The organism is Nocardia sp. NPDC059180 (genome assembly GCF_042754945.1).
Lineage (GTDB): Bacteria > Actinomycetota > Actinomycetes > Mycobacteriales > Mycobacteriaceae > Nocardia.
In genome coordinates this window covers 1-20,066 of record NZ_JBHZBU010000007.1, presented here as the reverse complement: position 1 = coordinate 20,066, position 20,066 = coordinate 1, and the positions used below count along the sequence as shown (strand labels likewise).

The following is a 20,066-nucleotide window of genomic DNA, read 5'->3' as shown; positions in this document are numbered from 1 at the left end:
GACCAGCACGAATCGGCATCACCTAGGGCCGGGCGGCGGGACCACGATCGAGGTCACGCGCCAGCAACGCGATCGCGGCCTGTGAAATGCCCGCCGAGGTCGCCAGGTCGACGGTGGTGAGCTGGGCGATACGGCGCAGCCGGTAATCGACGGTGTTCGGGTGCACATACAGCTGGCGCGCGGTGAGCTGGCGGTTCATATCGTTGCGCAGGTACGCCCGCATGGTGGCGAACAGCTCCGGGTGATCGTCGAGTGGTTCCAGGATGGTCGCGATCCGCCGGGTGGCGGGCCCGCCCCTGGTGAGCTGGTACTCCACCGCGAGATCGGTCATCTGATACAGGCCCGCGGCCCGCTCGCCCGCCCGGACCAGGCCCAGCAGCTCATGGGCCTGATCGGCGGCCTCGGGCACATCGCCGGTGGTACTGGTCACCATCGCTGCGGTGACCGGCACCTCGGCGGCGGCCGAGAGCCGCACCAGAACGTCGTCGGTCAGTTCGACATCGCCGTCTCGGGGGATGAGCAGCGTGCCGCCCTGGGGGCTGAGCAGGGCCAGCGCCTTGGATTCGAACACAACCGCCAGCTCCGACTGCACCCGGCGCAGTTTGCGCCGCGCCGCCACCCGGGTGTCGACGCGCAGATCGCGCTCGTCTGGGTGCGGCGGAATGAACAGCGCCACCACCTGATACCGCTCGGCGACGGGGATGCCGGATTGAAGTGCGAGCGCGGCATGCGAGCGACCACTCAGCAGCGCCGAAGCAAGGGTCTGGGTGGCGGTCTGATGTTCCCGTGCGACCAGCTGTTGTTCCTGGGCATAGGAATCCGATACCGCGACGGTCAGGGCTTCGAGCAGTTCGAGGATCAGGTCGGTGGCAGCGATGACCTCGGCCACGTCGTTGGCCGCGGCCCGTGCGGTGACGAGACCGAAGGCGATGCGCACGCCCTCGTGATAGGCCCGCACGATGGTGCCGAGTGGGACCCCTTCGCGCGCCCATTGCGCGGCGGCCGAGCGCACCTCGGTGAAGGCCTGGTCCTCGGGAAGTGTGCGCCGGTCGAACATCTCGGCGATCAGGGTGAGGCAGTAGCGGGTCACCTCGGTGACCTCGCCACGGATCTGTTCTCCGGGTAGCGTGCGGCACGGCGCGACGCAGGTGGCGAAGTAGTCGACCATCCGGGAGGCGACCCGGTCGGTGTTCTGCAGGGGCACCGATGCCGGCTGTCCACCGATCTCGAGAACCGTGTCGTTGTCGCCGACCGAGAGGTCGAGCGCGGAAAAGCTCATGTAGTTCGCTCCGTTGCCACCTCGGATGCCAACCCGCAGCATCCGGTTCGTTCGCCTCACTATACGAGTGGACGGACGTCCAGAAAGAGGTTCGTCTCAGATCGGCCGAACCGGTGGCGACGCATTCGTTGTCGTCGGCGGGCGGTAGTTCACTCGTCGTCGAGGCCGGCCGACAGGTACGCGGCGGCGGCAAGCCATTGCCGGCAACGGGGGCCGTGTACCTCGTGCACGCGCAGGATTTCGCGTGCTTGGCGATAGGTCAGGCCGAGCGGCTCGGAACCGCAGTCGGCGCTCACGCTTTCGGGCGCCGGGAAATGGCGCAGGGCATCGGGAAGGTGCCGCAGAGCCTCGACACCGGCGGAACCGGCGACCGCGACTCGGCGGGGAGTTCGGAATGGCTGGCTCATTTCGACCGCCCCTCGCGTCGGAACGTGGGGGGAGGTGATGGTGACGCCGGCGTGAACTCCCGCGTACCTCCCCGACTCTCATGATCGAGTTTAGGGCTCTGTAGATTGCAAATGCAAGTACATTTGTAGCTTACATTGAAAAGAACACTTCGCCGCAGACCGGCTGCCGGATCGGTGGCCGCCGCTGTGCCGCATGCGGATTGCCCGATCTGTCCCACTGTGGCGCGAGACCCAGTCATACACGGGTAATAGCCCGTTGGTGCCGATCTGTGCGTGCGCCGTCGTTTCGTGACCGAGATGACGCCTGGTGGCGACCAGCCGTCGATATTCGACCGGGACCTCGGCTCTATCGGAACCGGCGCATGCCGCGTGCGCTGACTTGCCATGGCGGTGTGTGCCCGGGCGTCGAGTCGGAGTGGTTCGGGAACCAGCTGTTTCGCCGGTGGCGGCGGCCGCGACGCCGTGGTGCCGGGCCCTGTTGTCCGCCGGCTTGGCGCACGACGCCCTCCAGCATCACCGCTGAATAGATATTTCATTGCGGCAGAGTGCAATTCGGCCCCTATGTGCAAGCATCGCGGGACACTGGCCGGATGTGGCCTCGCAGACGCCGCAACTTCCTGGTCGAACGGGTTGCGCCGAGGTCGCGGGAGGGTGTGAATCTGCGGGCGCGCACGCGCGCGCATCGTGCTATGGTCCAGATGAGGGTGCAAATGCAAGAACATTTGCGTGTGCATCTGCAAACACTGCGTCACAAGTAACGTCGTAACCGAGGAGTGGGTCCAATGGCGGAGTCAGTCACCAATCACGTCGCCGGAGCATGGCGCAAGAGCACATTCAGCAATCCGAGCGGTAATTGCGTGGAGATGGCGGTGGCGACCAACAACCTGGTAGCCGTGCGCAATTCACGCGAGCCCGAGAGCGGGGTCCTGTTCTACACCCGTCCCGAGATCGACGCGTTCATCCGCGGCGCGAAGGCCGGAGAGTTCGACGATCTGGCTAGCTGAGAGGTAGCATGGGCCGTCGGTGCGGTGTGTACACGGTCTCGTTTGTGACACACTGTGGGTAATTCCCGAGTATCGGAGACGACTCCATGATCGCAGAGCCCGATGACGATGGTCGTGTGCAATCCGTTGTCGCGGAACGTGGTCCGACTGTGCTACGGATCGCGCTAGGTGGCCAGCTACGTAAACTGCGGGAGGGTAAAGGCATCACCCGCGAGGCCGCAGGCGACGCCATCCGCGGATCACATGCCAAGATCAGCCGCCTCGAGCTCGGCCGCACCGGTTTCAAGGAACGGGATATCCGGGATCTGCTGACCCTTTACGGCGTCCACGATCCCGAGGAGCGCGAGACCTTCCTGGATCTCGCGCGCAAGGCGAACGAACCGGGATGGTGGCATCGCTACAGCGATCTGCTGCCGTCCTGGTTCGGTACGTATCTGGGGCTCGAGCAGGCCGCGACGAAGATCCGCACCTATGAAGCCCATCTGGTGCCCGGGCTGCTGCAGACCCCCGAATACACGCGTGCTGTGGTCACTCTCGGTTATGAGGACGCCAACACCGATCGCCGCGTCGCGGTGCGTCAGCGCAGGCAGGAGATCTTGCACCGGGCCGATCCGCCGATCGTCTGGGCGGTCATCGACGAGGCCGCGCTGCATCGTCCGGTCGGCGGCGCCGAGGTGCATCGCGCGCAGATGGCCCACCTCGTCGAGCTGGCGCAGCTGCCCAGCGTCACCATCCAGGTGGTGCCCTATTCGGCAGGCGAACATGCCGCGGCGGGAAGTTCGTTCAGTATCCTGCGCTTCGCCGAGGCGGAACTGCCCGATATCGTCTACCTCGAGCATCTGACCAGCGCGCTGTATCTGGATCGGCGCGAGGATCTGGCGCTGTACCTGTCGGTGATGGATCGGCTCAGCGTGCAGGCCGCCCGGCCCGAGCGCTCGATCGAGATCATCAGCGACTACGCGAAAGGCCTGTGAGCAGGCTCCCCATTGAACAATCTCGGCCGTGTGTGCTTGCTTCGCAAGCGATCACGGCCGGTTGTTAGGTGATCGGAGTGCCGCCGGGCAGGCAGGCGCCATCGCGGGCGGTGCCGCAACCGGAGCGGGCCGGTTACTCCTTGATAAAGCTGGACGCGACGCGCCAGAAGGTGGCGCTCTGCAACCCGCCGAAATCCCAATCGTCTGCCAGTGCGTGCACCGTGGTCACGATCTGGTCGATATCGAAATCGTAACGTGTTGCCGCACCGGTGGATTCGACCGCATCGATAACGAACGCGACGGCGTTCTCCCTGGTGTGGGTGCGGATGCGCCGGCCGCCGGTGGCCGAGATAGTGCTCATATCAATACCGTTCGCCGACCGGGCGGCCATGACGGTATCGGCAACTGCGAACCGGCCGCTGGGTAGTGGTTGTTGCATGAACGCCCCTCATGTCAGGCGGCAGCGAACCGATGGTGATCTCAACCGCCGGCGCGCTCACGCGGCCTTCTTGGTTGTCCCCTGTAAAGCGTCGTAGGACCGAGTCTAAGTTGATGTGCCTTTCAGATGCAAGCACATCTGCACGATCTAATGCACGCGCCCGCATCGGTTTTGGCGGGGCAAATCCTCAGCGTCCGAGGCCGGCGACCGCGTCTGCGATGGCGGTGTCGCCGCCGACCAGCTCCAAGGTCATGCCCGCGGTGTGACCGGCAGACAGCAGTTCGGCGAGCACCGCGGCGACATCGGCTCTGGCAATATCGCCGCGCGCCAGCCGCGGCGACGCGAGCGTGACCTGGCCGGTGGGTCCGTGGTCGGTCAACACGCCCGGGCGCAGGATGGTCCAGTCGAGATCGCGGGCGCGCAGGTCGTCTTCGGCCTGGGTCTTGGCATCGATGTAGGCCGCCCAGACCTCATCGCGCCCGGGGGCGGGCGGCAATCCGGCGCCCATCGTGGAGATCTGGAGGAACCGGCGCACACCGGAGGCTTCGGCTGCGTCGGCGAGCAGTACCGAACCGTCACGGTCGACGGTGTACTTGCGCGCCGCAGTGCTGCCGGGCCCGGCGCCGGCCGCGAAAACCACGGCGTCCGAACCCTGGACGGTCGCGGCGAGATCGGCGACCTCGGCGCGTTCGAGATCGATGACGACCGGTTCGGCGCCGACGGCATACACCTCCGGGGCGTGGCCGGGATTACGGATCAGCGCGACGACGCTGTGCCCGCGGCCAGTGAGCAATTCGGCCAGCAGCAGTGCGATCTTGCCGTGTCCGCCCGCCATGACGATGCGCATCATCGAGTCCTTTCCATCACCGTTCCGGTCCACCAGGATTGCAACGCGCCTCGACGACGGCCAGATAGCCGACATCGGGACGCCAGGGTTCGAGATTCCAGCTGGGCTTGTCCGGTGCGACGATGCGCGCCCAATCCCAGTGGCAGATGAACTGGTCGCGCATGCCGGGGCTGCCCGCCTCGGGGGACTGGGCGAGTACTTCCTGCCAGGCGCGTTCGTCGGAGCCGGGGTAGGTGGTCTTGCGACCGGCGATGGTGGGGTGGACCAGCAGGCGGGGACCGTCGATGTTTCCGGTCCAGACGACGTGGTCGATCAGGGGCTGGCCGGCATACGGGTCGACGGTCGGCGCCGAGGCCAGCGGGGTTTCGGCGGGCGCGCCGGGCAGCGCGGCCTCGGGTGTTGTCCTGGCAGGCGGCGTCGTGGTGGGTGCGGCGGTGGATGTCGGGGCCGGCGCGGCCGAGGGGGAGTCATCGGATCCGCAGCCTGCCAGCGCGAGCGCGGCGGGGAGGAGGAGTGCGCAGACCGCCCCTGCGGTTCGTCGCCCCATAGAAATCGATCCTCCGAACTCGTCGACGGCACCACCTGCCGTCCGATCGAGCTTAGTAGTTGCCGCGGCGAATGGCCCGATCGCGACCCGGCAGGCCGCGCCCCACTGATTGTGGTGTCTTGCCCGTACGGGCCGACGGTGGTGATAGTCGGTCGGTGAAGCGGACTCGGATCATGATGGCGACAGCGGGTGCGGTAGTCGCGGTGGCCGTCGTACTGGCGAATCCGGTGGCCGCGGCCGAGGCGGACGCGCCGGGTACGGTCACCGGATCGGTGGCACTGTCGGGGCGGTTGCTGGTGCCGCAGGCGGCGTCGGCGCAACGGCTGACCTACTGGTCGCGTGGTCCACGCGGGCCGATGCAGAGTACCGCCGCGGTGTACCTACCGCCCGGCACGCCGCCGCCGGGTGGCTGGCCGGTCGTGGCATACGCGCACGGTTCGGTCGGTATCGCCGACCACTGCGCATTCACCGTGAATCCGCGTGACTACTACCTCGACACCGTCTATCCACTGCTACTCGACGCCGGCTACGCGGTGGTGGTCTCCGACTATGTCGGGCTCGGAACGCCGGGCATCCACCCCTACCTGGACGGCCCGTCACAGGCGCGCAGTGTGGTCGACGGTATGCGGGCCGCGCGGACAGCGGTCGACGACCTGAGTGCGCGGTGGGCGGTCCTCGGTCAGTCCCAGGGTGGTCAGACCGCCCTGTTCACCGCGCAACTTGCGCGCACTGACGCGCCGGAACTCGATTTCCGCGGTGCTGCCGCGACGGGAGCGCCGTCGAATTTGGAGCTGGCGGTGCCGCTGGCCGGTCCGTGGATTCCGGAGCTGCCGTTGCGCCGGACCACCACCTACTTCGGTCTACTGCTTGCGGGGCTTCGGGTCACCGCGCCTGAACTCGATATCGACAGCTATCTGACGCCGGTCGGCCAGGACGTGCTGCGGATCGTGGAGTCCGAATGCGTGAGCGAGGCCGATGAGCGGGTGAAAGACGTCGCCATCGGCGCGATGCTGCGCCGTCCGCTCGACGATCCGGCGCTGTGGGCTGCGGCCGAGACGATGATGCGCATTCCCACCTCGGGGTATACGACACCGTTGCTCATCGCCCAGGGCCTCGCCGATCTGGAAGTGCCCGCGCCGTTGAGCGCGAAACTCATCGCCGAGCTGCGACTGTCGGGCACCGACCTGCAGGTGGAGGTCTATCCGGGCGACCATCTCGAGACCGCCGATCAGGCGTTCCCCGCCGTGCTCGCGTTCCTGCACCGGATTCTGGGCCGGGCTTGAAACTGCCGGGAAGCGACTAGGTCAATGCCACAGCGAACTACACGGCAGCCGGCGCAGCCCGGGGCGGACCATGCCGTCGACGGTGACCGTGAGTCCGGCATGTACCGCGGCCGAGGTGAATTCCCATGCCTCGGTGTTGGTCGCCGCGTACTCGAGGATCAGCGCGTCGTCCGGTGTCGGGCCGTCGAAGTAGACGGTGACGCGCCGCGTCGGCGCCTCCACGTGGCGGGTGCGATAGGCGAATGCGTGGGCTGTGCCGTCCATATCACCGTCTCCTTCCGCGGCGTCGGCATCGGCGCCGGTATGTGTGACGGTAAGTCCTCACCATTACCGAGAACATGTTCCAGCGAGCGTGCTGGACAATTCACAGCGGCACCCGCAGCAGTGTCGGAGATTCTCACCAGAGTCCACCACCGTCGATCACAGGTGGAGCGGCTCAAACTTGTGAATTGTCAAAAGGACTGCTCGGTAACAAGCCGTAGCGGGCTGCCACGACACAGCATGTTCACAAACTGATCGCGTATTACGGGAGGCTCGACGTCGATGTGGCAGGCCAAACCTTCGACCGGAAAGGGACGGCCGCGTCGGCGGCTGCTACGTGTGGCGGGCGCGTTGGCCGTCGGAGTGATGATGATCGTCGGCACGGCCGCCCAGGCGAACTCTTCGCCGCTGTATCCCGCTCCCGACCCTGATCCGTTCTACGCCGAGCCGCCGGGACTGGCCGACAAGCAGCCGGGCGATGTGCTCGCGGTCCGTCAGATGCCGCCACTGGCGATCTTCCCGGATACGACGGTGACCGCGGTGCGGTTCCGTTCCACCAATTCCACCGGTAAGCCGATCGCGGCGACCACCACGGTGCTGACCCCGCGCGCGCATCGCAAGGACGGCCCGCTGCTGTCGATGCAGCACATCATCAACGCCCTCGGTGCCCAGTGCTCGGTGTCGCGGGTGCTGTACACGACCGATCCAGACCTGATGGTGCGGGAAGCGCCTGCGTGGAACCTGCTGCTGCAGCGTGGCTGGAGTGTGGCGTTGCCGGATCACCTGGGTCCGAACTTCGCTTACGGTGCAGCGAAATTGGGCGGGCTGGTGACCCTGGACGGCATCCGCGCGGTCAAACAGGTGCGTGAGCTCGAAGTCGAGCACAGCCCGGTGTCGATGGTCGGCTACTCCGGTGGCGGCATGGCCACCGCATGGGCCGCGGCCCTGCAGCCGACCTACGCTCCGGAGCTGGAGATTGCCGGCGCCGCGATGGGTGGGGTGCCGATGAACCTGGTGAAAATGCTCGAGGGGCTCGGCCTCGGGTCGCATCCGGTGTTCGGGCTGGCATTGGCGGCCGGACTCGGTTTGGAACGGGAGTATCCGAACCGGTTCCCGCTCAGTGAGCAGCTCAACGCGCGGGGCCTGGCGGCACGGGCCGCGATAGCCAACAGTTGCACCAATGGCATTCTCGCGACGGGTGCAGGCCATGGTGCCCTGGATTTCGCCAAGACCACATCGATGATCGACGATCCGCAGGCGCGCGCCGTGGTCGAGGAGAACAGTCTCGAGCTCTACGACGGTGCCCCGACGATGCCGGTCTTCGAATGGCATTCCCCGATCGACGGCCTGGTTCCGGTCGACTCGATCGTCAACACCAACCGCCGCTGGTGTGGGGCCGGTACCAAGGTGCAGGCCGAGACCGTGGCGGTACCGGATCATCTGACCGCTGCGGTGCTCGGTCTTCCTGCAGCGCTGGTCTGGATCGATGCCAGGTTCCGCGGCGAACCCGCACCGAGCAACTGCTGAGGCAGAGCACCGAAAAACGCTGGGCGCACCCGCAACCGCACTGACCGTTACGATCCGGCGTCGCGACGCGCACAACTCGGGCACGATGCGGTGTCCGGGTGTGCGCCGCCGCGTAATCTGATCTTCCGGCCCCGGATCAACAAGGGGGGGTTCGGGGGTTCGACAACCGCATCTCCGGGCGCCGGCGTTCGACGTCGCTGCAAGAGGCGGGTGCCATGAGATCCATACGAGCCGCCGTCGTCGCGGCCCTGGTCGCGGGGATGCTCTCGACCGGGCCCGCGATGGCCCAGCCGCCTGTTCCCGCTCCGCCTCCGGGCGCGCCCGCGTGGGGTATCCCGGTGCCGCCACCACCGGCATTACCCGATCCGGCAGCGATATTGCCCGGCATCCAACAGTGGATCGACCAGGTGATACCGCCCCCGCCGATTCCCGCGCTGCCGCCTAGCCCGGCGCCGGGGGCCGCACCCGCGCCGGCATCGCCCGCGTTGACATCGCCGGAGTCGGCGGCGCTGCATCAGGCGGTGCTGCCCTCGCCGGTGGGCGATCCGATGTTCGATATCTGGCCCGCGGATCTGGCGGTCCATCCCAACGGTCAGGTACTCGAGATACGCGACATCACCGCGACGGCTGCGCCGCTGCTGACCGTGCCGATCGCCAGGGCGCAGCTGGTGAAATACCGCACCGAGGACGCGCACGGCCGCCCGTCGTTCGCGACCGCGACCCTGGCGGTGCCTGCCGCCGCGTGGACCGGCCAGGATGCGCGCCCGGTGGTGGTGAACAACCTGCCCATCGATGCCCTCGGCCGCGACTGCACACCCGGATACACGCTGGCGCACGGCTTCTCGGCGCATACCGCGCTGACCGACTTCATCCCGCCGACCTCGCAGCTGGCGCTGCTGCGTGGCTATGCGTTGTTGATTCCCGACCATGAGGGTCCGCGCATGGCCTACGCCGAACCCTATGTGGCGGGCCATGCCGTACTCGACGCGATCCGCGCTGTCCGCGGGCTCGCCCCGCAGGAGTTCGGTACGAGCCGCTTCGGCATCACCGGCTATTCCGGCGGTGCCATCGCGACACACGGCGCGGTGAAACTCATCGACGGCTATGCCCCGGAACTCGCGTCGGTGATCGCCGGTGCCGCACTGGGTGGTGTGCCTGCCGACTACGAGGTGCTCGCGCGCAGCATGAACGCCAATCTGGCCTCGGGAGTGTTCATGGCTGCGGTCCTCGCCATCGGCCGGGAACGCCCGGAGATCCTGGACCGGATGAATCACCTGGCCCAGTGGGTGGCCGTCTCACCGATGAAGGACCAGTGCGTGTCGGTGTTCGCGCTACCGGGCATTCTGCATCTGCCGATCGATATCGCCGCCGATATGGCCGATCCGCTGCGTTCACCGTTGGCCGCCGACATCTACCGGGTGACCCGGATGACGGGCCTGCGGGCGGGGACACCGCTCTACATCTACCACGGCGAACAGGAGTTCTGGCTGCCCGCCGAGGCGGCGAAAGCCCTGTTCGACGAGCAATGCGCGCTCGGTGCCACGGCCGTGTATCGCAGCGTCTTCGGCGAGCACATCGTCGCCGCCGGACTCGGCTACCCGGAGGCGATGCTGTGGCTGGACGAGCGACTACGCGGTGTCCCCGCGGTCACCGAGTGCTGACGGGCAGTTTGTGATCGTCGACGAACACCGGTGCGCGCTGGTTGTCGTCGGGCCCAGAGTCGCGCCGCGAGCGGGCGGGCACCGCGTGGCGCCGATACCTTTACCCGGTCCCGGCGGAGTTGCGCTGGGCCGGAAGGCAGGGCAGATGAACGACACTTCGACCACGGCCTCGGCGCAAGCGGCGGCGCTCGTCGGGCGGCACTATCGCATGATCGACCATTACGAGGTCGGTCGCGAGAAGATCCGCGAGTTCGCCAGGGCGGTGCAGGACCACCACCCCGCGCATTGGCGCGAAGACGCCGCCGCGGAGCTCGGCTACGACGCGCTGATCGCACCGTTGACGTTCCCGTCGGTGGTGTGGCTCCAGATGCAGCGCGCCATGTTCGAAGCCGTACTCACCGGCTACGACATCAGTCAGGTGTTGCAGACCGAGCAGACCATCGAGATGTATCGCCCGCTCGTGGCCGGTGATCGGCTGCGCTGTGATGCCTACGTCGAGTCGTTTCGCCAGTTCGGCGACAAGGACTTCATGGTCACCCGCAACGTGCTCACCGATGAGTACAAGGAGGTCGTGCAGATCGCGCACACCACCGTTGTCGCGGTCACCGGGACGGTCGTCGCGCAGGAGCTGGCGGCGGCGGTGGACGGGGTGATCATGTCCGGACATTCGAAGGCCGATCGGCTGGCCGCCGCGGCCCGCTGCGCGCAGGACGCTGACGAACCTGCCGTCGTGGAATGCTTCGATCAACTGGCCCCCGCCGACCCGGAACCGATACGGTCCTCTCGCGCGCGTATCCCCTTCGAGGACGTCGCGGTCGGTGATCTGTTGCCGTCGCGCACGATCGCGCTCTCACGCGGGGATCTGGTCAACTACGCCGGAGTCTCCGGCGATTCCAATCCGATCCACTACAGCGACCGCGTCGCACGGTCGGCAGGGCTGCCCGATGTGGTGTCGCACGGCCTGCTGACCATGGGCTTGGGTGCCGGCTATGTCACCGGGTGGCTGGGCGATCCGGCAGCGGTGACGTACTACGGCGTCCGGTTCGCCGGCTTCGCCCCGATCGAGCCTGCGCGTGCGGGGGCGGTCGAATTCCACGGTCGGATCAAGGCGCTCGACCCGCGGCGACGGTCGGCGACGGTGGCGATCACCGCGACATGCGGCGGTCGCAAACTGTTCGGAAGGGCTACCGCCGAGGTCCTACTGCGCTGATAGCGGCCGATGAGCGGTCCGAATACCAGTACGAGCGAATGTTTTTCGCGTCGGCCCGCGCCTCGATCCATGGGAGACTCGAAGGATGGGTGCCTCGCAGCTACGTTCTGTCCCGGCCGACATCCCACGGGGAGCGGGGGAGCGGACCCCCGCGTTCGACGGCGGGCCGACCGTGTTACGGATGGTGCTCGGCGGCCGGTTACGACGCCTGCGCGAGGCGGGCAACATCTCCAGGGAGGCCGCCGGTGAGCACATCCGCGGCTCGCATTCCAAGATCAGCCGCATCGAACTGGGCCGAACCCCGATCCGCGAGCGCGATCTGGTGGATCTGCTCGGCCTCTACGGCGTCACCGACCCGGCGGAGGTCGATGAGTTCCGTCGGCTCGCCCAGGAAGCGGGCACCTCGGGGTGGTGGCATCGCGACAACGACTGGCTGCCCAAATGGTTCGACATCTACCTAGGGCTCGAACAGGCCGCCTCGATGATTCGCGGATACGAACCGCGTGCGGTCCCGGAGTTGTTGCAGACCGCCGAATACGCGCGGGCCCTGATCCGACTCGCCCATCCGGCCGAATCCGAGGATGCCATCGAACGCCGGGTCGCGCTGCGGATGCGCCGCCAGGAAATCCTCACCCGCCCCGACCCGCCTCAGTTGTGGCTGATGGTGGAGGAGGCGGCGTTGAGTCGCCGCATCGGCGGGTCGGCAGTATGGAACGAACAGCTCGACAGGGTGATGGCGGCGGTGGAGCAGCCCAACATCACCGTGCAACTGCTGGCCGACCATGTGGGCGGCCCTGCGCTCACCGAGGGCGCGTTCACCGTACTGCGCTTCGCCGAGCCCGATCTGCCCGACATCGTCTACATCCAGCAGCTCACCGGCGCACTGTATCTGGACAAACGTGCCGACCTCGACGCCTACCGTGCGGTGGCAAATCAGCTGCTGGTACATGCGACACCGCCGGAATGCACCCCCGGCCTGCTGCGGGCGCTGCGGCGGCGGCAGCCGCCGATTCTGCGGCACCCGACCGGCGAAGAATCCTGACCACCGCAGACAGTGGCGTGCCCGGCGAGCAAGGGTAGGGAACGAGCTCGCCGGGCAGGCCGTGTGCCCGGTCGACGCGGCGAACGAGAACCGGGCACGGCACCGACGTTAGAGGACAGAGTGGCGCGCGGCATTGCCCGGCGCGCGATCTCGGACATTCTCCTGCGGGCAACGGAAACGGTTGTGAGTGAACACAACTGGACTACACCGGAAACAGGCTGTGCCTACGCGGATCGTATTCGGCGACCGTGCCCTTGTCGCGCAGCAGCTGCAACGCGCGCCGGATCTCGAGCCGGGTGTCGGCCGGTTCGATGACGGCGTCGATGTAGCCGCGTTCGGCCGCGATCCACGGTGTGGCGGTGGTGGCGTTGTACTGGTCGATCATGAAATCGCGCGCGGCCTCGCGCTGGTCGGCGGGCACCATCGACAGCTGTTTGCGCCCGACGATGCTCACCGCGCTCTGCGCGCCCATGACGGCGATTCGTGCGGTCGGCCAGGCCAGGCTGATATCGGCGCCGAGCTGCTTGCAGCCCATCACCGCGTACCCGCCGCCGTAGGCCTTACGGACCACGACCGTCACGATCGGCACCGTCGCCTCGAGCACCGCGCGGAAGAAACGTCCACCGCGTTTGATGACGCCGCTGCGTTCCTCCTCCACACCCGGAAGCACTCCAGGGGTGTCGACCACGAAGACCAGCGGCAGGCCGAAGGCGTTGCACAGCCGGATGAAGTGGGTCGCCTTATCCGAGCATTGGGCGTCGATGGCGCCGCCGAGGGCCATCGGCTGGTTGGCGACCACGCCGATGCTGCGGCCGTCGACGCGGGAGAACCCGGTGATCAGGTTCGGTGCGGTGGCGGCGCTGATTTCGTGGAACTCGCCGTCGTCGAAGATGCGCAACAGGATGTCGTGCATGTCGTAGCCGTGGGTATCGGAGTCCGGGATGATCGAGTTCAGCTCGAGGTCGGAGTCGGTGCGCTCGGGCTCGAGGCCCGGGTTGACGATCGGCGGCTGCTCCAGGCAGCTCGACGGCAGGAAGCTGAGGTAGTTGCGCGCCCAGTCGAAGGCATCCTGCTCGGTAGCCGCGACATGGTGCACAGTGCCGTTGGCGGCTTGGACGTGTGCGCCGCCCAGCTCCTCCATGCTGACCTCTTCACCGGTCACCTCCTTGATGACCTCGGGGCCGGTGACGAACATGTAGGACTTCTCGGTCGCGATCAGCACATCGGTGTTGACCGGGGCGTACACCGAACCGGCCGCGCATTTACCCAGCATGATCGAGACCTGCGGGACGAAACCGGACAGCTTGCCCTGCCTGCGGCTCATCAGTGCGTACCAGGCCAGGGAGGTGACCGCATCCTGGATGCGGGCGCCACCGGAGTCGTTGATCGCCACCACCGGGCAAGCGTTGTCGAGGGCGAAGTCCAGCGCGGCGGCGACCTTGCGGCCGAACATCTCGCCCACCGACCCACCGAACACAGTCTGATCATGGGCGACGACCACCACCGGCCTGCCATCGATGCGACCGCGTCCGGTGACTACGCCGTCGCCGTACATGGCATTATCGGTCGCAGGCTGGCGCACGAGTGCCCCGATCTCGACGAAGCTGCCCGGATCCAGCAGTGCGCGGACTCGTTGCCTTGCGCTCGGAATGCCCTTCTGTTTGCGCTTGGTGATACCGGCTTCGCCGGCGGGTTCCTCGGCGAGCTCCAGGATGCCCTGCAGCTGTTCCAGCTTCTCTCGAGTACCGCTCATTACCTGTGGATCCAGCCCTTCACATTCGCCTGCGCCGTAGAACCAGCGCGCGGGCGAGCCGTGCGGTGGCGCAGCGCTCGATGCTAACCCCGTTGAGGGTCCGCGCACAGAGGCGGTAGTGATCTCATGGGACTCCTCACAGCGAGCCCTGTAAGGCTCTCGATCCGACCACGCCGGAAATCCATCGCGGCCGGTCGGATTTTGTGCGTAATCCCTGACCGGGAAGGCGGCGCTGGTGATCGGTCCCGAATGCGGTGCCGACCGCTGTCACCTGGGGCTGCGCAGTCGTACAGTGGCCGCGACGCGGCGCCGGGAAATGCGCGGCCGGCGCCGTGTCCCATAAACTCCGTGGCGCTGTGCGGGCTGCGCGCGCGGGCCATCGTACCCGCGGTCTGTTATCTGATTGTGATTCCACCCAACGGGCCACTATTGCCCTCATGACTTATCCGATTCCACTCCGCTCCCGGCAATTTCGGCGCTGATCACCGATATCGTCCGGTAGTCATGATGGGCACACAGGCCGGCGCGGATACCTCGAGCCTGGAAGCGAAACTCGTGCGATTTCTGATGCGCCGAACACGGGGTACCAACGGGGGCGACATAGCGGCAACGGTGCGCCACTGCTTGGCCGAAGCCGTGCAGCAGCTGCAACCGCGCGGCGCGCGACCCGGCGCAGGCGCGGACGCCGTCGCGGGTTCGGCGGTCCGCTGGGCCCGTGAGGGCGTCGCGCTCGAAACTGTCCTCGGCGCCTACCACGAGGGGATTCGCCAAGGGCTCGAGTTCCTGGCGGACCACGCCGACGCCCGCGATGGTTCGGCGGCTGAGCTACTCGCCGGGACCCAGCTCATGGTGCGGGTCCTGGAGCTGGTGACGGTGACCGCGTCGGCGGCCTACCTCGACGAGCACAGCGTCGTCGCCCGCGAGCACCAGACGGCCGCGCAGACGTTGGTATCGGCACTGCTCAGCGGGCACGGGGTCAGTGCACTGGCCCGGCGCACCGGCATCACCGTGGCGCCGGCCTACCAGGTGGTGGCGCTGGCGATACCGCCGCATCCGGATGAGCGCGGTCCCGGGATCGGCGCGGTGTCGGCGGGCAGGCGAAAACTGCGCCGAGTGCAGACGGCCCTGGCAGCGCCGCTCGGTTCGCGGTCGTTGTCGCTGCTGTCGGCCGACGGCGGGACAGTGCTGATCCCGCAGGACGCCGCATCCGCGTTCGCACCCTCGCCCACGATGACCGGTGAGGTACTCGAGGTGGTCGGCGAGGCCGCAGGGGTTCCGCTGAGCGCCGCCGTGATCTGCGGTGCGACCTCGCGTATCCCGGAGCTGGCCGGGCGCGCCCACGACGAGCTCGACCACATCCGCGGCTCAGGTCATCCGCCAGGGCTCTACCGGATCACCGACGACAGCGACGCCGATGGCTGTGATTGTGCCCAGTTGCCCCGCAGACCCGTCGTCGATACCCCCAACGACGTGCGAATCGGCCGCTCGGCCTGAACACCCGCGCATATCGTCGACTTCGCCTCGGGGACGGGGCGGGACAGGAGAACGTTGTGACCACTGCGCTGACCGATCTGGACATCCTGCGTGAGCTGGAGCCGATCGCCGAACGCCAACTCGACGATCACCTGCGCAAGGCAAAGGCCTGGAACCCGCACGACTATGTCCCGTGGGATGACGGCAGGAACTTCGCGGCGCTCGGCGGAATCGATTGGGAACCGGGGCAATCCAACCTGTCCGAGGTGGCCCGTATCGCCATGGTGACCAATTTGCTGACCGAGGACAATCTGCCCTCCTATCACCGCGAATTGGCCGACACCTTCACTCAGGACGGGGTGTGGGGCACCTGGGTGGGGCGCTGGACGGCCGAGGAGAACCGCCATGCCATCGCGATGCGGGATTATCTGGTGGTGACCCGAGCGGTCGACCCGGTCGCGCTGGAACAGGCGCGAATGACACATATGACCACCGGTGTCGCGAAACCCGAAAAGGGGTCACAGTTTTTGCGGTCCACCGCCTACGTCACGTTCCAGGAGCTGGCGACGCGGATCAGCCACCGCAATACCGGGCTCGCTTGTAACGAACCGATCGCAGAACGTATGCTCCAGCGAATCGCCGCCGACGAAAACCTGCATATGATCTTCTATCGCACAATCAGTGGCGCCGCATTGGATCTCGCGCCCGATGAGATGCTGCGCGCAATCACCGATGTGGTTACCCGATTCCAGATGCCCGGGCTGACCCAGCCCGATTTCCGGCGAAACTCAGTGGTACTGGCCAAGAACGGAATCTACGACCTCCGGCAGCACCTCGATGTGGTGGTGCGGCCGGTGCTGCGCGCCTGGCGGATCTTCGAGCGCACCGACCTCTCCGGCGCGGGCGAACGGGCGCGCGAGGAACTCGACACCTTCCTACAGGACCTCGAACAGCGGGCGAACCGGTTCGACGAACGTCGCGAGGCGGCGGCCGCGCGCCGTGCGGAACGGGCCGCTGCGGCCGGATGAGAGCACGGATACCGGTGACGGCGGCGGCGATGGCGATGATCGCCGCCGTCTGCGCGACTCCTGCTGGGGGCATACCCGTCGACCCGATGCCGCGGGCGCCAGGGGCAACACCGACGGCAGAATCCGCCATCACCCGAACATCATTGGTACGCATCGAAGTCCTCGGTAAGCAGCGCATCCGGCTGCATATCGCGTCCGCGGCGATGCGGCGGGTCATCGCGATCGACACATTGATCGGCACCGGCCCGGCGCCACGACCCACGCTGTATCTACTCGACGGCGTCGATGGCGAGAAGACCTCGGGCTGGCTCACCAAGGGCGGCGCGGATGAGTTCTTCGCCGACAAACCGGTCGACGTCGTGCTCACCACCGGGGGCACCGGCAGCATGTACAGCGACTGGGTGCGCACCGATGCCGCACTCGGGCTGAACCGGTGGGAAACCTTCCTCACCGAGGAGCTGCCGCCTCTGGTGGAAACCTATCTCGGCGGGACCGGCGCACGCGCGATCGCCGGTGTCTCGATGGGTGCACAGGCAGCGATGATGCTCACTCAGCGACATCCGGGGATGTACCGCGCGGTCGCGGGGATGAGCGGATGCTATTCGACCTCGGACCAATTGGGGCGCGCGGTCACCACCATCACCGTCGCCTCGCGTGGGGGAAACCCGGAGAACCTGTGGGGTCCGCCGTCCTCACCGGAGTGGGCCGCACATGACAGCCTGCTCGGTGCTGAAAGGCTCCGTGGTACCGCGATCTACTTGTCGGCCGCCACGGGCGCACCGACCGGAGTGGACCTGGCGGAGGTGGCGCGGGCACCGGATATCGTCGCGGCACTGGGGGAGATGGGTGGCGGCGCGGCGCTGGAAGCCGGCGCCCGATCGTGTACCGAACGGCTCGCCGCACGGCTCGACGAACTCGATATCCCGGCCACGGTCGACCTGCTTGCCGAAGGCATGCACACCTGGCCGGATTTCCGGGCGCAGCTGCCACTGACCTGGCCGACCCTCGCGAAGGCGCTGGAGCTTCCTGTCCCGCCGCCGCGTTAGCCTGTCATTCGGCGAAACGCACTTCGGCAGCCGCATATCCGAAGAGTTTGCGGCCGTGTGAACGTGCCTCGATGGCGACGGTGCCGCGACGACGTCGCGGGTCCAGTGAGGTGATCCGGCCGCCGAACTCGATCGGACTGGCGGCCAGCGCGGGAATCCGCAGATAGTGCGTGTAGTGGGCGAATTGGGCGCGCAGGCGGGTCACCGCGGCCGGGTCACCGAGCCAGGAACTCAGATATCCCGCGGCCAGACCCAGCTTGAGCATGCCTGGCGCGACCACCGTCGGCAGGCCGGACTCGATCGCGGTGCGTTCATCGAACAGCGCCGGGTTCGTATCGCCGGTGACGCCCGCGTAGTTCACCAGATCACCGCGGGACAGTCGCAGCGTCCGCGGTGGCAGCGTGGCGCCCACCTGGAGCATCGCGGGATCGACCGCAATGCGCGGGGTGTGGCGCGGACGCATGACGGACACCGGGGCGGTGCCCGCAGCTGTCACCGCACCTGGCGCGGGATCGGACGGGCAGTCGGTCATCGCCACCCGGCGGACCGCTTCGCCGAGCCGGGCGGATTCGCCGGTGCGGGCCAGCAGGGCGGTCGAGCCGGTCTGCACCACATCACCGCGAACGTCGGTGAGCACGCTCTTGATCGCCATCACGTCGTAATCGGCGAAATGGCGGAACGATTCGAAGTAGATGTCGCAGGTGAGCTCGTCGCCCGCGATGAGCGGGCGGCCGATGTCGATCACCTGATCAGCGTGCAGAATCCGGGCCGGGTCGTAGCCGGTGAGGACCGAATCCAGGATTTCGCGGTGCACCCGCAGCAGGATGATGGATGCGAACGTCGACGGTGCGAGCAGCCCGGGATATCCGAGTGTGGCGGCGTCGGATTCGTGCCAGTGCGCGGGGTGGCGGTCCTGTACCGCGCGGGCGAATTCGCGAATCTTTTCCCGGCCAACGGTATATCGGTGCGGGGACCGGTACCGGTGGTCGAGCAGTGCCCGTACCTGATCGGCGGGGGCGAGGGCGGTGGCTGCCTCGGACATAGTTGCTCCTTGATTGCGACCGGGACCGAATGTGGTCCACTGGCTCAGCGCATCGGCCCGAATACCCAGGCGAAGGCGGGGACGTGGTTCGGGGTGACGGCCGCGGCGACCTGGACACCCGCGTCGGTGAAACTGGCGACCGCCCGGTCGATGTGGTCGGCCGAGGTCACCACGACCGCGTCCCGTGCCCCGATCTCGTGCATGATCTGAGCCGAGTGCTGCGCGTTCTGCACGGTGTCGGCCGCGGCCGGGTCGAGGTGGACGCGGTGGACCGGAATACCGTGCCGGACCAGCCAGTCCGCCATCGCGACGGCTTCGCTGACACCGTTGCGCGGGTTGCCGCCGGTGACAATGATCGGTGAGGCGGGTGCGAGCAGGGCCTGGACGTATCCGGCGCGCAACCGGTCGATCAGCTCGGGCCGCATGGTGCCGTCGGGGAGCAGACCATAGCCGAGCACCACAATCGCGGTTCCCGGCCCGTGGACCTGCGCCAGCGGTCCTGAGACGAATTCGGCCGAACCCGTCGAATCCGCAGCCGCTGCGGGCGGGTGCAGGCCCGCGCTGACCATGGTCGCCGCACCGAGGACAGCGAATGCGGTGAGCCGCAGGAGCGGTCGCCTGCGGTGGTCCCTGGTACCCGAATGTGTGCGGGTCGGCGATGCCATCGAGTCGAACATGGGCGCTCCCAAAAGATTTGCCGGGCGGTGACCAGCGGTGTCAGGAAATGTATTGCTCCATGATTCGGCACAAGCCGGAAAAGGTGTCGTGATTTGTTGGTTATCTGGAGGATTCACGGACTCGCGGCGCACGGATTCGTGTCGATGCACGTGGTGTTGTGATGCGGAACCTGTCAGTGGGTTGTGTCGCTGTGAGATTCACCGTGTGTGGTGCGCGGCCGCCCGGCTGTGTCCGGTCCCTATCGGTCGGCAACGTCGTTCGTGAGGTTTCCAGAGACCGCTTCCGCCCGAAGGTTTCCGGGGCTTGCGGTCTTAGCGTTGGCGCAGTTTCCGTGCCGCCGACCGGCACGTCGGCACTGTCGCTGGAACGTTGTTTGTTCAGGAAGGCAAGTTATGAGACGGAGTACCTCGCGTCGGTTGTTGCGTGTGGTGGTGGTGGCCAGTGCTGCGGTGTTGGCGTTGGGCTCCTTGGGTGGGCAGGCCGCGGCCGGGCCGACGGAGCAGGATTTGGCCGACTACATCGCTGCGGGTCGTTCGGTGGCCGGGCCGGTCGCCGATTCGGGGTC

Annotated in this window: 19 protein-coding genes; 10 read left to right on the top strand and 9 right to left on the bottom strand. The window is 67.2% G+C overall.

Annotation, left to right across the window (positions count from 1 at the left end; translation table 11 throughout):
• Positions 1–22 precede the first annotated feature (22 nt).
• The gene (locus ACFXNW_RS21390; protein ID WP_379419489.1) at positions 23–1,279 is read right to left on the bottom strand and encodes a PucR family transcriptional regulator; all 1,257 of its coding nucleotides are present in this window, start codon (positions 1,277–1,279) and stop codon (positions 23–25) included.
• 149 nt (positions 1,280–1,428) lie between these two features.
• Positions 1,429–1,686 carry a hypothetical protein gene (locus ACFXNW_RS21385; RefSeq protein WP_379419488.1) on the bottom strand — a complete coding sequence of 86 codons (258 nt, stop codon included), beginning with the start codon at positions 1,684–1,686 and terminating at the stop codon, positions 1,429–1,431.
• A 782-nt stretch (positions 1,687–2,468) separates the two neighbouring features.
• Here ACFXNW_RS21385 and ACFXNW_RS21380 point away from each other — a divergent pair.
• Together ACFXNW_RS21380 and ACFXNW_RS21375 are read left to right on the top strand one after the other, a co-directional pair.
• On the top strand, positions 2,469–2,690 hold the full coding sequence (locus tag ACFXNW_RS21380; RefSeq protein ID WP_379419487.1) for a DUF397 domain-containing protein: 222 nt from the start codon (positions 2,469–2,471) through the stop codon (positions 2,688–2,690).
• 86 nt (positions 2,691–2,776) lie between these two features.
• Positions 2,777–3,664 carry a helix-turn-helix domain-containing protein gene (locus ACFXNW_RS21375; RefSeq protein ID WP_379419486.1) on the top strand — a complete coding sequence of 296 codons (888 nt, stop codon included), beginning with the start codon at positions 2,777–2,779 and terminating at the stop codon, positions 3,662–3,664.
• 133 nt (positions 3,665–3,797) lie between these two features.
• Here the strand turns inward: ACFXNW_RS21375 and ACFXNW_RS21370 are convergent, their stop codons facing one another.
• The 3 genes from ACFXNW_RS21370 to ACFXNW_RS21360 form a co-directional block, all read right to left on the bottom strand.
• Positions 3,798–4,025: a hypothetical protein gene (locus ACFXNW_RS21370; protein ID WP_379419485.1), complete on the bottom strand. Its 228-nt coding sequence runs from the start codon at positions 4,023–4,025 to the stop codon at positions 3,798–3,800.
• A 265-nt stretch (positions 4,026–4,290) separates the two neighbouring features.
• A complete protein-coding gene (locus tag ACFXNW_RS21365; RefSeq protein WP_379419760.1) occupies positions 4,291–4,950 on the bottom strand; it encodes an SDR family oxidoreductase in 660 nt (219 codons plus the stop codon).
• A gap of 16 nt (positions 4,951–4,966) precedes the next feature.
• Positions 4,967–5,497 carry a DUF2599 domain-containing protein gene (locus ACFXNW_RS21360; RefSeq protein WP_379419484.1) on the bottom strand — a complete coding sequence of 177 codons (531 nt, stop codon included), beginning with the start codon at positions 5,495–5,497 and terminating at the stop codon, positions 4,967–4,969.
• A gap of 173 nt (positions 5,498–5,670) precedes the next feature.
• Here ACFXNW_RS21360 and ACFXNW_RS21355 point away from each other — a divergent pair, with 173 nt between their 5' ends.
• Positions 5,671–6,780 (top strand): lipase family protein, encoded by a 1,110-nt coding sequence (locus ACFXNW_RS21355; RefSeq protein WP_379419759.1) that lies wholly within the window; start codon positions 5,671–5,673, stop codon positions 6,778–6,780.
• Between the two features lie 21 nt (positions 6,781–6,801).
• Here ACFXNW_RS21355 and ACFXNW_RS21350 read toward each other — a convergent pair whose 3' ends face one another.
• Complete coding sequence (locus ACFXNW_RS21350) at positions 6,802–7,044, bottom strand: hypothetical protein (protein WP_379419483.1); 243 nt, start codon at positions 7,042–7,044, stop codon at positions 6,802–6,804.
• Positions 7,045–7,407: 363 nt separating this feature from the next.
• Here ACFXNW_RS21350 and ACFXNW_RS21345 point away from each other — a divergent pair, with 363 nt between their 5' ends.
• The 4 genes from ACFXNW_RS21345 to ACFXNW_RS21330 all read left to right on the top strand — a co-directional run bounded on the left by ACFXNW_RS21345 (position 7,408) and on the right by ACFXNW_RS21330 (position 12,481).
• On the top strand, positions 7,408–8,568 hold the full coding sequence (locus ACFXNW_RS21345) for a lipase family protein (RefSeq protein WP_379419758.1): 1,161 nt from the start codon (positions 7,408–7,410) through the stop codon (positions 8,566–8,568).
• A gap of 215 nt (positions 8,569–8,783) precedes the next feature.
• Positions 8,784–10,229, top strand: a complete 1,446-nt coding sequence (locus ACFXNW_RS21340) for a lipase family protein (RefSeq protein WP_379419482.1) — start codon at positions 8,784–8,786, stop codon at positions 10,227–10,229.
• A gap of 145 nt (positions 10,230–10,374) precedes the next feature.
• Positions 10,375–11,439: a fused (3R)-hydroxyacyl-ACP dehydratase subunits HadA/HadB gene (locus tag ACFXNW_RS21335; protein WP_379419481.1), complete on the top strand. Its 1,065-nt coding sequence runs from the start codon at positions 10,375–10,377 to the stop codon at positions 11,437–11,439.
• 181 nt (positions 11,440–11,620) lie between these two features.
• Positions 11,621–12,481 carry a helix-turn-helix domain-containing protein gene (locus ACFXNW_RS21330; protein ID WP_379419756.1) on the top strand — a complete coding sequence of 287 codons (861 nt, stop codon included), beginning with the start codon at positions 11,621–11,623 and terminating at the stop codon, positions 12,479–12,481.
• Between the two features lie 202 nt (positions 12,482–12,683).
• On the opposite strand, the gene ACFXNW_RS21325 is transcribed toward ACFXNW_RS21330, so the two are convergent.
• Positions 12,684–14,234, bottom strand: coding sequence for an acyl-CoA carboxylase subunit beta (locus tag ACFXNW_RS21325; RefSeq protein WP_379419480.1), 1,551 nt, complete (start codon positions 14,232–14,234; stop codon positions 12,684–12,686).
• Positions 14,235–14,738: 504 nt separating this feature from the next.
• On the opposite strand from ACFXNW_RS21325, the gene ACFXNW_RS21320 reads away from it, so the two are divergent.
• Genes ACFXNW_RS21320 through ACFXNW_RS21310 form a run of 3 tightly spaced genes read left to right on the top strand, consistent with a single transcriptional unit; the run spans position 14,739 to position 17,781 of the window.
• Positions 14,739–15,728, top strand: a complete 990-nt coding sequence (locus tag ACFXNW_RS21320) for a transcriptional regulator (RefSeq protein WP_379419479.1) — start codon at positions 14,739–14,741, stop codon at positions 15,726–15,728.
• Between the two features lie 56 nt (positions 15,729–15,784).
• Complete coding sequence (locus tag ACFXNW_RS21315) at positions 15,785–16,735, top strand: acyl-ACP desaturase (protein ID WP_379419478.1); 951 nt, start codon at positions 15,785–15,787, stop codon at positions 16,733–16,735.
• Positions 16,732–17,781 carry an alpha/beta hydrolase gene (locus tag ACFXNW_RS21310; RefSeq protein ID WP_379419477.1) on the top strand — a complete coding sequence of 350 codons (1,050 nt, stop codon included), beginning with the start codon at positions 16,732–16,734 and terminating at the stop codon, positions 17,779–17,781. Before ACFXNW_RS21315 ends, ACFXNW_RS21310 begins: the two co-directional genes overlap by 4 nt.
• 4 nt (positions 17,782–17,785) lie before the next feature.
• Here ACFXNW_RS21310 and ACFXNW_RS21305 read toward each other — a convergent pair whose 3' ends face one another.
• Both ACFXNW_RS21305 and ACFXNW_RS21300 read right to left on the bottom strand, forming a co-directional pair.
• The gene (locus ACFXNW_RS21305; protein WP_379419476.1) at positions 17,786–18,823 is read right to left on the bottom strand and encodes a fused (3R)-hydroxyacyl-ACP dehydratase subunits HadA/HadB; all 1,038 of its coding nucleotides are present in this window, start codon (positions 18,821–18,823) and stop codon (positions 17,786–17,788) included.
• A gap of 44 nt (positions 18,824–18,867) precedes the next feature.
• A complete protein-coding gene (locus tag ACFXNW_RS21300) occupies positions 18,868–19,488 on the bottom strand; it encodes a YdcF family protein (RefSeq protein ID WP_379419475.1) in 621 nt (206 codons plus the stop codon).
• Positions 19,489–20,066: the final 578 nt, after the last annotated feature.

Coding starts and splice junctions, on each gene's coding strand:
- ACFXNW_RS21335 (WP_379419481.1), top strand. CDS start 10,375: ATGAACGACACTTCGACCACGGCCTCGGCGCAAGCGGCGGCGCTCGTC.
- ACFXNW_RS21305 (WP_379419476.1), bottom strand. CDS start 18,823: ATGTCCGAGGCAGCCACCGCCCTCGCCCCCGCCGATCAGGTACGGGCA.
- ACFXNW_RS21355 (WP_379419759.1), top strand. CDS start 5,671: ATGATGGCGACAGCGGGTGCGGTAGTCGCGGTGGCCGTCGTACTGGCG.
- ACFXNW_RS21330 (WP_379419756.1), top strand. CDS start 11,621: ATGGTGCTCGGCGGCCGGTTACGACGCCTGCGCGAGGCGGGCAACATC.
- ACFXNW_RS21300 (WP_379419475.1), bottom strand. CDS start 19,488: ATGGCATCGCCGACCCGCACACATTCGGGTACCAGGGACCACCGCAGG.
- ACFXNW_RS21320 (WP_379419479.1), top strand. CDS start 14,739: ATGATGGGCACACAGGCCGGCGCGGATACCTCGAGCCTGGAAGCGAAA.
- ACFXNW_RS21325 (WP_379419480.1), bottom strand. CDS start 14,234: ATGAGCGGTACTCGAGAGAAGCTGGAACAGCTGCAGGGCATCCTGGAG.
- ACFXNW_RS21310 (WP_379419477.1), top strand. CDS start 16,732: ATGAGAGCACGGATACCGGTGACGGCGGCGGCGATGGCGATGATCGCC.
- ACFXNW_RS21370 (WP_379419485.1), bottom strand. CDS start 4,025: ATGAGCACTATCTCGGCCACCGGCGGCCGGCGCATCCGCACCCACACC.
- ACFXNW_RS21365 (WP_379419760.1), bottom strand. CDS start 4,950: ATGCGCATCGTCATGGCGGGCGGACACGGCAAGATCGCACTGCTGCTG.
- ACFXNW_RS21350 (WP_379419483.1), bottom strand. CDS start 7,044: ATGGACGGCACAGCCCACGCATTCGCCTATCGCACCCGCCACGTGGAG.
- ACFXNW_RS21375 (WP_379419486.1), top strand. CDS start 2,777: ATGATCGCAGAGCCCGATGACGATGGTCGTGTGCAATCCGTTGTCGCG.
- ACFXNW_RS21380 (WP_379419487.1), top strand. CDS start 2,469: ATGGCGGAGTCAGTCACCAATCACGTCGCCGGAGCATGGCGCAAGAGC.
- ACFXNW_RS21390 (WP_379419489.1), bottom strand. CDS start 1,279: ATGAGCTTTTCCGCGCTCGACCTCTCGGTCGGCGACAACGACACGGTT.
- ACFXNW_RS21340 (WP_379419482.1), top strand. CDS start 8,784: ATGAGATCCATACGAGCCGCCGTCGTCGCGGCCCTGGTCGCGGGGATG.
- ACFXNW_RS21360 (WP_379419484.1), bottom strand. CDS start 5,497: ATGGGGCGACGAACCGCAGGGGCGGTCTGCGCACTCCTCCTCCCCGCC.
- ACFXNW_RS21385 (WP_379419488.1), bottom strand. CDS start 1,686: ATGAGCCAGCCATTCCGAACTCCCCGCCGAGTCGCGGTCGCCGGTTCC.
- ACFXNW_RS21345 (WP_379419758.1), top strand. CDS start 7,408: ATGATGATCGTCGGCACGGCCGCCCAGGCGAACTCTTCGCCGCTGTAT.